16 protein-coding genes are annotated in these 14602 nt (G+C 49.1%); 3 read left to right on the forward strand and 13 right to left on the reverse strand.

Annotated features, from left to right (window positions below; genetic code table 11):
* Nucleotides 1-150 precede the first annotated feature (150 nt).
* Nucleotides 151-339, forward strand: coding sequence for a hypothetical protein (locus tag CF651_RS01370; RefSeq protein WP_094013044.1), 189 nt, complete (start codon nt 151-153; stop codon nt 337-339).
* Nucleotides 340-473: 134 nt separating this feature from the next.
* Nucleotides 474-1649: a M20 family metallopeptidase gene (locus tag CF651_RS01375; RefSeq protein ID WP_094013487.1), complete on the forward strand. Its 1176-nt coding sequence runs from the start codon at nt 474-476 to the stop codon at nt 1647-1649.
* Nucleotides 1650-1828: 179 nt separating this feature from the next.
* On the opposite strand, the gene CF651_RS01380 is transcribed toward CF651_RS01375, so the two are convergent.
* The 4 genes from CF651_RS01380 to CF651_RS01395 form a co-directional block, all read right to left on the reverse strand.
* A complete protein-coding gene (locus CF651_RS01380) occupies nt 1829-2812 on the reverse strand; it encodes an aromatic ring-hydroxylating oxygenase subunit alpha (protein WP_245855592.1) in 984 nt (327 codons plus the stop codon).
* 443 nt (nt 2813-3255) lie between these two features.
* Entirely contained in the window at nt 3256-3978 is a 723-nt protein-coding gene (locus tag CF651_RS01385; RefSeq protein ID WP_094013046.1) for an amino acid ABC transporter ATP-binding protein, read from the reverse strand.
* Entirely contained in the window at nt 3971-4651 is a 681-nt protein-coding gene (locus tag CF651_RS01390) for an amino acid ABC transporter permease (RefSeq protein ID WP_094013047.1), read from the reverse strand. Before CF651_RS01390 ends, CF651_RS01385 begins: the two co-directional genes overlap by 8 nt.
* A gap of 92 nt (nt 4652-4743) precedes the next feature.
* Complete coding sequence (locus CF651_RS01395; protein WP_094013048.1) at nt 4744-5589, reverse strand: ABC transporter substrate-binding protein; 846 nt, start codon at nt 5587-5589, stop codon at nt 4744-4746.
* Nucleotides 5590-6036: 447 nt separating this feature from the next.
* On the opposite strand from CF651_RS01395, the gene CF651_RS01400 reads away from it, so the two are divergent.
* A complete protein-coding gene (locus CF651_RS01400; protein WP_094013488.1) occupies nt 6037-7278 on the forward strand; it encodes an MFS transporter in 1242 nt (413 codons plus the stop codon).
* A 176-nt stretch (nt 7279-7454) separates the two neighbouring features.
* Here CF651_RS01400 and CF651_RS01405 read toward each other — a convergent pair whose 3' ends face one another.
* From CF651_RS01405 to CF651_RS01445, 9 genes are all read right to left on the reverse strand, one after another.
* Nucleotides 7455-7799, reverse strand: a complete 345-nt coding sequence (locus CF651_RS01405) for a hypothetical protein (protein ID WP_094013049.1) — start codon at nt 7797-7799, stop codon at nt 7455-7457.
* A gap of 31 nt (nt 7800-7830) precedes the next feature.
* Nucleotides 7831-8400, reverse strand: a complete 570-nt coding sequence (ssuE, locus tag CF651_RS01410) for an NADPH-dependent FMN reductase (RefSeq protein ID WP_094013050.1) — start codon at nt 8398-8400, stop codon at nt 7831-7833.
* Between the two features lie 113 nt (nt 8401-8513).
* The gene (locus CF651_RS01415) at nt 8514-8723 is read right to left on the reverse strand and encodes a YezD family protein (protein WP_094013051.1); all 210 of its coding nucleotides are present in this window, start codon (nt 8721-8723) and stop codon (nt 8514-8516) included.
* A gap of 66 nt (nt 8724-8789) precedes the next feature.
* Nucleotides 8790-9599, reverse strand: coding sequence for an alpha/beta hydrolase (locus tag CF651_RS01420; RefSeq protein WP_094013052.1), 810 nt, complete (start codon nt 9597-9599; stop codon nt 8790-8792).
* 63 nt (nt 9600-9662) lie between these two features.
* Nucleotides 9663-10724 (reverse strand): sulfate/molybdate ABC transporter ATP-binding protein, encoded by a 1062-nt coding sequence (locus CF651_RS01425; protein ID WP_094013053.1) that lies wholly within the window; start codon nt 10722-10724, stop codon nt 9663-9665.
* Between the two features lie 6 nt (nt 10725-10730).
* On the reverse strand, nt 10731-11612 hold the full coding sequence (gene cysW / locus CF651_RS01430) for a sulfate ABC transporter permease subunit CysW (protein WP_094013054.1): 882 nt from the start codon (nt 11610-11612) through the stop codon (nt 10731-10733).
* Between the two features lie 138 nt (nt 11613-11750).
* Entirely contained in the window at nt 11751-12584 is an 834-nt protein-coding gene (gene cysT, locus CF651_RS01435; RefSeq protein WP_094013055.1) for a sulfate ABC transporter permease subunit CysT, read from the reverse strand.
* 41 nt (nt 12585-12625) lie between these two features.
* A complete protein-coding gene (locus tag CF651_RS01440) occupies nt 12626-13720 on the reverse strand; it encodes a sulfate ABC transporter substrate-binding protein (protein WP_094013056.1) in 1095 nt (364 codons plus the stop codon).
* Nucleotides 13721-14124: 404 nt separating this feature from the next.
* Entirely contained in the window at nt 14125-14580 is a 456-nt protein-coding gene (locus tag CF651_RS01445) for a Fur family transcriptional regulator (RefSeq protein WP_094013057.1), read from the reverse strand.
* Nucleotides 14581-14602 lie beyond the last annotated feature (22 nt).

The following is a 14602-nucleotide window of genomic DNA, read 5'->3' on the forward strand; positions in this document are numbered from 1 at the left end:
TTCATAAGGTGGCTCTTGATAAACATTACATGATGTGTTATATTGAAATCAAGCAATATCAAGGATTTGAGCACAATTAACAATTCACTCGTAGCGACAATCCCCTTATTCTTGATGCAGCACAACGATCATGTAAAGGAGCGATATACTATGACTTACGAGGCTCAGAATCAAGAGGTAAAGAAAATTTCGGTTGAATTAACTTTGAATGAGGCACTTGCGCTGACCGGTGTCCGCTTTCCGCAAAATCATCAGCTGGAAGTCGATGCCATGCATAAAATCAAACGTTCCTTAGAGGACCAAATCATTCGGGATGCATCCCGCAGAACGGTCCAGTAAATTAACCGATTCTCCATAATGAAGTCAGGCCTTCTGCACCTCAAACCAATGAGGCTGCGAAGGCTTTTTTCGTTATGTTATATTATAATATGCTAAGAGTATGCAGGAGATGTATGACAAAGGAGCTAACGAATATGAAGCAAACCATCGAAGCGGCAATTGATCAGCATAAAGATAGATTTATAAGCATGGCACGGTTCATTGGAGAACATCCGGAGCTCGGGCATGAAGAATTCCAAGCCTCCCAGAGGCTGATGGAGGAATTGAAGCGGTACGGATTCCAAATTCAAAATCCGGTATTGGATTTACCGACCGCTTTTATCGGCACCTACTCCAGCTCGAAGCCCGGGCCAACATTAGCCTTTCTGTGCGAGTACGATGCTCTCCCAGAGCTGGGCCATGCCTGCGGACATCATCTGATCTGCACCATGGGCGTGGCGGCGGCTGTCGGACTTCAATCGGTTATTGAGGAGCTTGGCGGTACGATCCGCGTATACGGTACGCCGGCTGAGGAAACCAAAGGCGCGAAAGTGCCGATGTCAAGTGCCGGGTTGTTTGACGATGTCGACTTTGCCCTTATGGCTCACCCTTACTACACATACGAAAAATCAGGGCAATCCTTGGCCATGGATGCTAAACAGTTCGAATTTTTCGGCAAAGCGGCCCATGCCGCGGCCAGCCCTTACGAGGGCATCAATGCACTGGATGCGGTACTCCAGCTGTTTAACGCCGTCAATGCGCTGCGGCAGCAGCTTGAGAGCCACACGCGTATTCACGGGATCATTACGGAAGGCGGAAAGGCGGCCAACATCATTCCCGAATATGCGGTTGCCCAATTTTATATCCGATCGGCGAACCGCCCTTATACGGACGAAACCGTGAGCAAGGTGCTGCGCTGTGCGGAGGGGGCTGCCCTCCAAACCGGATGTAAGCTGAAAGTATCCAATTATGAGTATTCTTACGATGAGCTCATTACCAATGAAACTTTATCTGATCTGTTTACCCGCAATTTAATGGATATGGGGATTCCTGAGGCCGCCATTGAATATGGCAAAGACCACGGCTCTGTCGACCTTGGCAACGTGTCACGGCATTGTCCTGCCATCCATCCCTATATCAAGGTTATTGATGAGAAGCATCTGCTGCACACACCGGAATTCCGCGATTTGGCGATGAAGGACAGAGCGTTCGAGGGGATGCTGCAGGGTGCCAAAGCTTTAGCTTATACAGCCTACGACGCCATTAGCAAACCGGGCATGCTGGCCGCCATTCGGGAAGAGTTCAAGCGAAGCGTACAACCCTCTGTTTAATCAAGGGAAAACAGATTCATTGAAGATAGCATTGTGTTTGCCAAAGCAAAAACCGTCAGGGAATTTCGTCCTGACGGTCTCTTCGTGTGTAAACCCGTTTGCACGTCGGGGAGGAAATTGGGCATGAGGTTCCCATCGCTTTTCCACGCAAACGGCTAGCCGGTAGCCCCCAAAACTGCTTATGCAGTTCCCCAGCGTACGCCGAGCTCAGACAGCCATTTCCGGTAGGCTATGGACATCATGTCCGATTTCAGGCTTAGCTCTGCCTGCAGGTCTAGAGGCAGCTCCTCGGGCTTCTGGTTTTCCAGAATCAACGCATCCTGAGCCATCACCTCGTCATTGACCCTCCTGTATGCCGTCAAATCCCCCGGATCGAAGTTGATTGCGTGAATCGTGTAGGTGATAGATGTTTCCTCATCCACCGGGTAAGACATCATCATAATGCATAAGACTTTGCCGGAGGGCATCGTTTTTTTCAAAAAAGCAATAAGCGGCCTGCAGGCTTCTTTTACATAAACGACGGGATTCATCCGCCGCTCGGGATCCCCAAACGCGTATTCCTGCACAACCACTTCATCCGTTACCAGCCTCCCTTCCCTTCGATGCACTTTGTAACCGGGAATTTCGGCATAATCAGGATGACTTAAGTAGCCTTCATGCACCCACATAAGGTGAGAATAGTCCAGAAAGTTCTCGATCACTCTCGGACTGCTTGCATGCAGGCGGTACGGGCCAAAACGATGAGTTGCATAATGGGGATCATTGAAATAAGCGATTTCGGGAATAGGCGCGGACGGCTCTCCAATGCATAACCAGATGAAGCCGTATTTTTCTTCACAGCCATAAACTTGAGCTTTGGCCTTTAATGGTATTGCCGCTCCTGCGGGCTGGGCGGGTATACATACGCAGTTGCCATCCCCGTCAAATTGCCATCCGTGATACGGGCAAATCAATGTATCATTCTGTACAGAACCAATCGATAAGGCAGAGCCCCGATGGACACATAAATCCTTAAACGCATGAACCCCTAGGCGGGTTCGGAACACAACGACTCTTTCGTTCATCACAATAACCTGTACCGGGCGGTCCAGCACATCCCCGCTTTGCAATACCGCGAACCATTCCCCGGCCAGTACCTCATCCATCCTGGTGTGCTTCCTCATAGAACGCTCCTCCAATGACCGAGATTTCATCCGTTGTATTATTATCTAACCTAATTCCATCGGATTACGTCAATGAAGTAGCGAGGAGTTTGTCAAATGCAACAAATTCCCGCTGCATCTTTTCCGTCATAACGATATCTACATCAAGCATATTGACAATCTTATCATTTTGGAGGGAACATGGATAAACCCTCTTCTTCCGTACATGTCCGGTGACGTATCAGGCTTGCTCGAAGCATAGCCGGCGGCTTACTGCTTCCGCCTCACTTGGGTTCTCACGCAGCGTAGGGATCCATGCTTGCTTTTGTCTCATTACGTTTTCCTCTTTGGCATGTTTGCTATAACGCAAAAAAGCACACTCGTCAGGGACGAATGTGCTCGTGGTACCACCCTAGTTCACCTAGCGGAACATGCTCGCTCTCATGAAATTGCATGGTGCTTATTTACAAAACCTTGCCCAAAAACTCCTTTGTTCTCGGGTGCTGCGGATTTGAGAATACGTCCACCGGCTTGCCTTGCTCAACAATTTTGCCGCCGTCCATAAACACCAGCCGGCTTCCTACTTCACGCGCAAAGCCCATTTCATGCGTAACAACCACCATGGTCATACCTTCGGAAGCCAGCTGCTTCATGACATCCAGCACCTCTCCGACCATTTCCGGATCGAGTGCAGATGTCGGCTCGTCGAACAGCAGCATCGCCGGCGACATAGCCAAGGCCCGCGCAATGGCAATCCGCTGCTTCTGTCCTCCCGATAGCTGTTCCGGATAGCTGTTCGCTTTATCGAACAGTCCGATACGCCGCAGCAGGTCGTGTGCGATGGCATTGGCGCTCTGGATACTTAATCCTTTGAGCTTGCGTGGAGCCAGCGTAATGTTGTCCAATACGGTCATATGCGGGAACAGGTTAAACTGCTGAAACACCATGCCCATTTTTTCCCGCAGCTTGTTGATGTTCGGCTTGCCGTGGATCAGCGATACACCCTCGAAAGCGATATCTCCGCCCGTTGGCTGTTCCAGCAAATTCAAGCAGCGCAGGAAGGTGCTTTTGCCGGAGCCGCTTGGCCCGATGACGACAACGACTTCCCCTTTGTCAATCTCGATATCGATGCCCTGCAGGACCTGATTGCGTCCGAACGATTTATGCAAATCCGTTATCTTAATCAGAATTCTTCATCCTCCTCTCCGCTACACCCAGCAGCTTGGATAATGTAAACGTAATGACAAAGTAGATAACCGCAACCACAATCAATGGCTCGAAGGGCCGGAACGAATTGCCGCGAACCGTATCGGCATTATACATCAGCTCACTGATTCCAATAACAGACACAATGGAGGATTCCTTAATAATAACGATGAATTCGTTCCCCAGGGCCGGAAGCACATTTCGAATCGCTTGCGGCAAAATGATATGGCGCATAGCCATGCTGTGCGGCATCCCGAGTGATCGGGCGGCTTCCATCTGCCCTTTATCGATACCTTGAATACCGGCGCGGAACGTTTCGGCCACATAGGCCGCACTGTTCACGGATAGGGCGATGACCCCTGCCATAAATTCAGGGAAAGCGGTACCTAGGGCCGGAACATCAGGAAATTCAATGCCAAGCTTAGGCAGTCCGTAGTAGAAAAGAAATAATTGGACCAGCAGAGGAGTCCCTCTAATGAATTCAATATACGAGGTTGCGAAGACCCGTAATATGCCGATGCGGGATAACCGCATTAAAGCCAACACAATACCGAGAATAACGCCTAAAACAACGGTAAAAATCGAAAGCAGAATTGTTACCTTCGCTCCGTTTATGAAAAACATGTAATACTTAGGTAAAAATGAGAAATCCACCGGGTCACCTCCTGTAGGCTTCAAGTTCGCATAGACCGACAAAAACCTGTGGGGATAGTCCGCACAGGTTGAATGTCGACGTGCTTGTTTTATTATTCCACCAATTCGTTAGCTTCAATTACTAATTTATCAACCGCTTTTTCATTCACGAGCTTTTCCAACGATTTGTTCATAGCTTCAACCAGCTCAGGAGAGCCTTTCTTCACAGCAATAGCCGAACCGCTGTCCGGGTTTTCAATCTTGATGTCCGAAAGCACCAAGTCCGGATTTTTGGATAAATAAGCTGTTGCAACCGGAAGCTCAACGACAAGGGCATCTGTTTTTTTGTTTTTCAGATCCAGCATCAGATCGGAAATTTTGGACAATGCCTTCAGATCCGAATTCGGCATTTGCTCCTTAACAATCGTTTCCTGCGTAGCCCCTTTTTGTGCTCCGACTTTCTTGCCTTTCAGATCATCAATCGACTTGTACTTGTCTTTATCCTCAGCACGTACGACAACCTTCTGTACCGCCGTATAGTAAATTTTCGTAAAGTCAACGCTTTTTTGACGCTCTGGCGTAGGGGTCATACCAGAGATGACGAAATCAACATTGCCAGCTTCCAATGCGGCAAGCAAGCCGTCGAATTTCATATCCTTGACTTCCAACGGAACGCCCAGATCTTTGGCAAGCGCCTTGGCAATTTCGATGTCGAAGCCAACGATTTCATCTTTCTTATTCACTTCCTTGTGAAACTCGTATGGAGGGTAATCTGCGCTTGTTCCTACAACCAGCTTCCCTGCTTTTTTAATTTGATCCAGCTTGGTTTCTTTGGCCGCGGATTCTTGTCCTCCTCCGTTCTGAGGGGCAACCGCTGCCGGCTTCTGCCCGCAGGCTGCCAGAACAATAACAAGAGCCAAAAGCATAAGAACAAGTGATTTTCGATTATTTTTGAACATAGGTCAATTCTCCTTTCTAGACAACTCCAACATTATATAATAGGCTCTATCATTTGACAACTCTTTTAGACGCGTCAATCCGATCTATTTTTTACTAGAGAATCCGTTCGTCTCCTGTATAATCATCTGGTTTGCAAGCTAACTAAGGAGGGAGTCAAGCTCTCCGATGCCCCGGTATCGGTATTCGGAATGTACAGGATTTTATTCACAAATTTGTTGATGGCCCCATTCATATGGTATTATATACCAAAATAATCTTCTTTACCGGCGGTGTTTGGATCTTTCTGAAGTACAATCGGGTGACAAGCCCTCTTGGAAATTCCGAGCTGATCAGTTGAATATTTTCTTCACGGGAGTGCATATTACGCTATAGCCATGCATTGACCGGACCACCGGAAGCTTGAGCTCTCCTCACCAAATTAGAAGGCAAAGGTGGTTACCATGTCCATGGAATCCGGAAAAACAGGAGCTCTCCTTTCCCTATCTTCGGTTCCGTTCATCATGACACTCGGGAATTCGATGCTCATTCCTACGCTTCCCACACTGACCAGGCAATTACATGTGAGCTCTTTTCAAATAAGCTTAATTATTACGGTCTATTCCATGGTTGCTATCGTGCTGATTCCTGTGGCCGGCTACTTATCCGATCGCTTCGGACGCAAAATGGTTATGATCCCCAGCCTAGTTATTGCCGGAGTGGGGGGAGCCGTCTGCGCCGTCGCCGCATCGTTCATGGAACAGTCTTACTTGTACATTCTTGGAGGAAGGCTTCTGCAGGGGATAGGAGCCGCCGGCGCGGCCCCCATCGTGCTGCCCTTGGTCGGCGATTTGTTTCAAAAAGAAAGCGATGTAAGTGCGGGGCTAGGCCTTATCGAGACAGCTAATACGTTCGGGAAGGTGTTAAGCCCCATTCTCGGATCGCTTCTTGCGGCCGTCGTGTGGTACCTTCCTTTCTATGCAATTCCCGTTCTGTGCCTGGTCTCCTTGTTGCTTGTAGGGCTGCTCGTCCGCATTCCTAAAGATCGTGCAGACCAAAAATCACAGAAGCCATATTCAAGCTTCCGCAGCTTTTGGCAAGCCATTGTTGATCTGTTCCGCGACAAAGCCCGGTGGCTTATCGCCGTGTTCTTCACCGGAGCCGTTTGTATGTATGCTGTATTTGCGGCTCTTTTTTACTTATCCAATTTGTTGGAGGACACGTATGGAATTGATGGCGTTTCAAAAGGCTGGCTCCTCGCCATTCCTTTGGCGGCTTTATGCTTGGTATCTTTCATTACCGGAAAACTCATTGGGGAAAACAAACCGCTTATGAAATGGTTGACCTTTATTGGACTCGCCATAACTTGCGGCGCTCTTATTTGCTGCGGGTTATTTGGGGAAGCCTCCTTAGGACGGCTGCTTTGGCTTCTCGGGGCGATGGGGGCGGGGATTGGCGCTGCACTTCCGAGCCTCGATGCCTTAATCATCGAAGGGATTGAAAAGGAGCAACGGGGAACCGTCACCTCCCTGTACAGCAGCATGCGGTTTATCGGTGTTGCCGCCGGACCTCCAGTGGCCTCATTGTTTATGAATGCATCTGTGAACTGGCTGTTCTACAGTACGTCGATTCTGGGTGGAATTGCTGCATTATGGACCCTTATGGCCATTCGACCTGCACAATCACTTAAGCAAAAAGCAGCCTCCCGTTAAGCTGAGGCCGCTGAAAAAAGCTATGGTTGCATGGTCGGATCATTCTTCTGATCGCTGTTGTCCCCGGATTTTCTCAATTTCAACCCGCTTATTGCGGTCAAAATCCGGGGACAAAGGCGAACACTTACGGTTCTACAGAACGATTCCGTCCAATCCGCCAGTTTTCAGTGGCCTCGTTAAGTCGGGGAGCTGCTTTTTGTTGTTGTTTCCGTTTCTATAAAGCTGTATGAAGAGATGAAATCGTACAGCTGCTTGGTTAAACCGCCTTTACCGAAGCGGAGAATGGTTCCGTTGTTGTCCCTGCCAAACTTGCTCTGCATCTCTTCGAGAAAAGCAAGAATGATATGACGCCGGTGCACAATATGGGCGCAGCCGAAATCATAAAGCCATTGGTCAATCGTATTATAAATGCCGCGATTTAATCCGAAGGCTTCAAAGCAATAGCTGACGAACAATATATCCGGAAGATGCTGCAGCTCCGCCGAGGTTATCGTTGGACTGGTGACAAATGTGGGAATCATGGCCTTCTCGCTCCCCTCGTTTTTTGAACGATCACACAGAAACGATTCCAATGGAAGGTTGGGCTTGGGTGTTTCGCAGTTGAACCTCCCGAATGAATGTCTCTGCTGCTGACGTCAGGCGTGGAACAATATCTGCATCCAGCTTATACCCATCCTCGCTGCGTTCAACCTGAGTATCCTGAACGAATACTCCTTGCAGTATAAGATACGCCCCCAGTGCAGACAAAACCGGCTTGAAGCTGTGATCTATAGCTAATAAGTGAGAAATGGTTCCTCCAATAGCGATCGGCAGCACTACCTTGCCCTCCAGCCCTTTTTGCGGAATTAAATCAAGGAACGTTTTGAGCACGCCGGTGTAAGACGCTTTATAGATCGGAGAAGCGATAATTACTGCGGTCGATTCCTCAAGGAGCTGATTCGCTTCAACAACCGCCGGATGGTCGAATTGACCATAAATTAATGCTTCTGGAGGCAAATCCCGTACCTTGATCGTTTGAACGTCCAGATCTGCTTCCCGAACTTTGGTTTCGATTCTCTCCAGTACTCCATCCAAACGCGACTTCACTGTCGCACTTCCTGAAATAATAACAACCTTTGCCATACGACCTCACTCCTTAAACTCATTCTATATCAAAAAGACTTCCCACAAGCTGACTACATGCCAGCCAATCTCATGAGAAGTCTCCGGTGTTCCGGTAGACTTGTTAGCTTGATCTAGGATCTGCTTTTCGATTGATGCTTCCCGTCCGCTGCATCCTGGTTACGAAGCGCAGCCTCCGATTCAAACCGTTTGCGCTCCGTACGTTCTATCTGAACAATTCTTCCATCATGCACGACGATTTGAACCGTTCCATACTCCAAACCGTTCACCGAATTCAAAATTCTTTTGCTCCAAATGTCGTCCACTTCCAAAGGCTTCGCCATCGCTATCCCTCCATTTTATATTATTCCTATATTTATACTCGGATTATAAAGGTAAAAATACCTTTGTTAAATAGTCCAATCGAACCAATCATTTTTCTTTTTCTCTAAGGATTGCAGCCAATTTTTGGATACCTGCATCAGTTGATTGTACGATTGTGACGAAGAATAAGTATGATCCGCCTGGAATATGACTTCCTTTTCACATTGCCCTTGGGAGCGAAGCCAAAACAGCTTTTGATACAGGAAGCAGTAGTCTACGGGAATGATTTCATCACTTGTCCCATGCACAACCAGCACATCTCCGGAAAATTTGCGCGTCTGCTCGAAAGGCTGGTGCTTGGTTAAGGATTCGAAGTAACCGGGTTTGAAGGAATACCCCAAATAATCGGAGCTGCCGAATTGTACGGCGTCCTCATACACCTTTTTGCCGGTAATTTTCACGATATCGTTAAAAGGATGCGCCACAGCTGACCACAGCACAAGCGACTTGACACGTTTATCACGGGCCGCTGTAAGGATGGCAACCGCCCCTCCAAGGCTATGTCCCAAAAGGATGACGCGGTTCGGATCCACGCAGTCGATTTCCAGAGCATAATCGATCACTCTCCGCGTCTGGTTTATCATCGCATCCAGCCCCCCGGAGCCGTAATCGCCCGTACTTTCTCCGCACCCGGCGTAATCGAAACGGAGCACCATGTAGCCCAGCTCGCTGAATTCACGTGCCGCTTTGATGAACAGACGGTCCACACCGATCCGGTTCCCTATGAAGCCGTGCGCAATAATGATGATAGGATTACGGGAATCCGTGGCTTGCGGATAATGAAGAGTTGCCGTTAACTCCTCTTGGTCGCTTTGAATTGTGATATGGTGTTCCATGACAACTCTTCCTTTCCTGCTCGGATGGTTTTATATGATAAGGTAGTATGAGTCAAAACTGGATTAAATATGAACCGGAAGCGGATCGATCTTGAGTCCGTTCTCCAGCGTCTGATGTGCGTTCTCATTGAATAAATAAACACGGTGAATCAGGACGTGGACCGGATCGCCCGGTTTCAGGGTCTCTTGCTCCAACGAGCGGTATGCAAAAAGAATTTGGCCGTTCACCTCGACCTCCGCCTGCCAGTTCGTGCCCCGGAAATATACGTTTTTCACCGTACCGATCTCTGCAGCGGATGGAAATGAGATCTCGTTCGAATAGCCGATCTCCACAAATTCAGGCCGAATGATGGCTTTGGCCTGTTCCAGGCTGGCCTTCTCGAAGCCCTTGAACTGTTCAATACGCTCTACTTGATTCGATTCCCCGATAAAGCCGGCCACGAAGGGCGTCTGCGGATGCTGATAAATATCAATCGGTGCACCCTGCTGTTCGAGAGCCCCTTGATGAATGATCATAATTTGGTCGGCTACCTCTACAGCTTCCTCTTGGTCATGCGTGACGAAGATCGTCGTAATCCCTACCCGGTTAATCATGTCCTTAAGCCAAGTCCGAAGCTCCTTACGTACCTTCGCATCAATCGCAGCAAAAGGTTCATCCAGCAGCAGCAGCTGCGGCTCAGGCGCAATCGCTCTTGCAAAAGCTACCCGCTGGCGCTGACCGCCGGACAGCTGATGCGGAAGCCGTTTCTCCAGTCCCTTCAGCCCGGTCAGCTCGACAAGCTCGGTCACTCGGGCCTTGATCTCCTGCTTGCTCCGCTTCTGAACGGTTAGCCCGAATGCGATATTATCATATACGGTCATATGGCGAAACAACGCGTAGTTCTGGAAGACAAACCCGATGCCCCGTGCCTGGGGAGGCAGATGGTTCACCTTTTGCCCGTGGAACAAAATGTCCCCCGAATCCGGCTCCTCCAGTCCTGCGAGCATCCGCAGTATCGTCGTTTTCCCGCCTCCGCTCGGACCCAGAAGTCCGATTAACTTTCCCTTTTCGATCTCAAAGCTGACGTCTTTGGTAGCTTGAAAGCGGCCAAAGCTTTTCATCAAGTGTTTGGCTACAATGTGCATGCTCCCTTACTCCCTTTCCTGCTGTGTGCGGTGAAACTTCCACTCCACAATGCTTTTGACGATAAGTGTAACGACGGCCAACAGCACTAACAGCGAAGCCATAGCGAAGGAGCCGGCGAAATTGTATTCATTGTACAAAATCTGAATGTGCAGCGGCATCGTGTTCGTCGAGCCCCGAATATGTCCTGAAACGACTGAGACGGCTCCGAACTCGCCCATCGCTCTTGCGTTGCACAGGATAATTCCGTAAAGCAAGCCCCACTTGATATTCGGTAGCGTCACCTTCCAGAAAATACGCCAGCCTTTCGCTCCAAGCGTTACCGCCGCCTCTTCCTCCTGAACGCCTTGCGCCTGCATGAGCGGAATCAGCTCCCGGGCAACAAATGGAAAGGTAACAAAGACGGTAGCCAGCACAATCCCCGGCAATGCAAAAATGATTTTCACGTCATGCGCTGCAAGCCACGGACCGAACCAGCCCTTGGCGCCAAACAGCAGCACATAGATCAAGCCCGAAATAACGGGAGATACGGCAAACGGAAGATCAATCAACGTCATCAGCAAATTTTTGCCTTTAAAACGGAACTTGGTGATGGCCCAAGCTGCCGCTAACCCGAAAATCAAATTCAGCGGAACTGCAATGAGTGCGGTTAGTAAAGTTAAACGAATGGCTGCTGCCGCATCCGGCTCCACTAACGCCTTCATGTAAACCTCTGTTCCCTTGCGGAAGGCTTCCACAAATATGGATACGAGGGGCAGCAATAGCAGCAAGCCTAAAAATAAGAGCGAAATGCTAATTAAAATCCATTTAACGACCGTCGGTTCGGTAATGTGCTTCGGCCTTGCGACCGAGACCGAACCTGCTTTTACGGTTGCCACATATCCGGCCATGGGGGGATCCTCCTAAAGGCTTTTCTAAGGAAAAGCCAACTTCGTAAGCATTTGCTGGGCTTTTCGATAGAAAAGCCTACTTCGTAAGCATAAGCTGAGTTTTTCGCAAGAAAAACTTGCATCGTAAGCATAAGCTGATTACTGTGTGTTAAATCGGTTGGCGCGCCATTGCAGGAAGTTAATGACCAGCAGCATCACGAAGGAGATGACCAGCATCACGAGCGCTATGGAAGTGGCGCCTGCATAATCGTACTGCTCCAGCTTCGTCATAATAAGCAAAGGAGCGATCTCGGTCTTCATCGGCATGTTGCCGGAGATGAAGACAACGGAGCCATATTCACCGACGGCCCGGGCAAAAGCCAGTGTAAAGCCGGCTAGCAATGCCGGGAACAGCTGGGGAAAGATCACCTTCGTGAAGGTTTTCCAGCGATGAGCGCCCAAGCTGACAGCCGCCTCCTCGATTTCCTTTTCCAGCTCCTCAATCACGGGCTGAAGCGTCCGAACGACGAACGGGATGCCAATAAAGGTTAACGCCAGCATAATACCTAATGGGGTAAAGGCTATTTTTATACCCAAGGGCTCCAGAAGGCTCCCTACCCATCCGTTCTTGGAGTATATCGTGGTCAAAGCAATACCCGCGACTGCCGTAGGCAGAGCAAACGGAAGGTCTACCAGGGCATCGACGAACCGTTTGCCGGGGAACGTGTATCTCACCAATACCCACGCCAGAATGAAGCCGAACACCGCATTTACCAATGCAGCTCCGAAGGCCGTACCAAAGCTGATTTTATAAGAGGCAACCACCCTTGCATCGCTTATGGTGTGCCAGAACTGCGCCCAGGTCAGGCCGGACGTTTTTATAAAAATGGCGGACAGCGGGAACAGCACGATCAAGCTGAGATACATCACCGTAAAACCCATTGACAACCCGAAGCCGGGCAATATACTTCGTTCCTTCCAAGCTCTAGCCATGGATTCCTCTCCTCTGACGCATATAAACGCAATGAATTTACTTAAGGCTTATAAATTTGATCAAATACGCCGCCATCGGCAAAATGCGTTTTTTGGGTTTTGGTCCAGCCCCCGAAAGGCTCTTCATCTACCGTGAACAGGTTCACCTTGCCGAACTGATTTTCGAATTTTTTGGCTACCGACTCCAAGCGCGGACGGTAGTAATTTTTGGCTGCGATCGTTTGGCCTTCCTCTGTGTACAAGTACTCAAGATAGGCTTGAGCTACTTCACGCGTCCCCTTCTTATCTACCACTTTATCTACAACCGCTACAGGAGGCTCGGCAAGAACACTGATGGATGGCGTGACGATTTCGTATTTGTCCTTACCAAACTCATTCAGGGACAGGTAAGCCTCGTTCTCCCAGGCAATCAGCACATCCCCGATCCCGCGCTGTACGAAGGTCGTCGTAGCATCCCTCGCGCCGGAATCCAGCACAGGCACGTTTTTGAACAATTTACCCATGAAATCCTTCACCTGCGCTTCGTCCTTGTTGAACTTTTTGTAGGCATAGCCCCATGCAGCAAGATAGTTCCAGCGGGCACCGCCGGACGTTTTCGGATTCGGCGTAATGACCTGCACGCCCGGCTTGATCAAATCATCCCAGTCCTTAATCCCTTTCGGATTTCCTTTCTTGACCAGGAAAACGATGGTGGACGTATACGGTGTGCTGTTGTCCTTCAATTTCTTCTGCCAATCCTTCTGGATGAGCCCGGCTTCCTGAATGGCATCGATATCATAAGCCAAGGCCAGCGTGACGACATCCGCTTCCAGGCCGTCGATGACGGATCGTCCCTGCTTGCCGGAGCCACCGTGCGATTGCTTGAAGGTAACGTCTTGACCGGTTTTGTTTTTCCAATAGGTTATGAACGATTTATTATACTCCTGATACAATTCCCGGGTGGGATCATAAGAAACGTTAAGCAGCTCAACCGGTTTAGCTGACGCTGCCGGCTTGCTTTCCGGTGTTCCGGACGGAGCCGCCGAGTTGGAGGACGACGCCGCGCCTCCTCCGCAAGCAGTTAAGCCGACTAAGGACAAGCTGAGCAAGCTGACAACGGACCACTTTTTCCAAGAAAGCACAATAGCATTTGACATATATATTTCTCCCCTCATCTATTAAAGCAATATGGATTTAGTAATCTTGATCGTCCATAGGGTGTCAATCGACTCTTGTTGAAATCTCCGGTGGTCCGGTTGATTAAAATAATTCCGATGTGATTACTATGATTTATAGTCAGTATATTATCATCGCTGGTGAAATGTGTCAATCGCTTTTTTTTGCCACAATCGAATTTATAAGCTTCCGAGTTCATCGGATGTGAAGCAACAAAAAAACCCCCTTCAGGAGATGCGTCTGAAAGGGGCGGATGCTTGCTTTTGCCACAATAGCATTAAAATTTATAAGCTTCCAAGTCGTCGGAGGCGAAAATTATATTTGGTGATAAAACCAACTAGGGAATGCGGTCGCTCATCTTCGCAAGGCTTCGATAGAGGTTTTCTCATGGAGTCGATGCTTGCGCTGAGCATTCACTACAATAACCGAAAATTTCGAACCGGTGGTTCACAATTTGAAAATCAGACGGGAGATCCACCTGTTTCATCGGGCAAAACTCAAAGGTGACCGTCTTCTCGCACTGGATACAGATCATATGATGGTGATGATGCGATTGGCAGCGCGCGCGGAACTTCAAGCTGTCGTTCAAATGAAACTGCTCCAGCACACCCATTTCACTTAGCAAGCGCAAGTTGCGATACACTGTGTCGAAGCTGACGCCGGGGTATTTTTGACGCATCGATTCATAAACGTCCTTGGGCGACAAGTAGCCCTCCGCCTCCGCGAACAAGGTTGCCAGGCTCTTCCGTTGGTCGGTAATTCTCCAGCCGTGATTGGACATTGCCCGCAGCATTTCTTGAATCGTCTCATGCGAGTCGTGTTCATGCTTATGTTTAGCCATTAGTTATCCCTCAATTTTGCAG

Origin of the sequence: Paenibacillus rigui (assembly GCF_002234615.1) — a bacterium.
GTDB classification, from domain to species: Bacteria; Bacillota; Bacilli; order Paenibacillales; family NBRC-103111; genus Paenibacillus_S; species Paenibacillus_S rigui.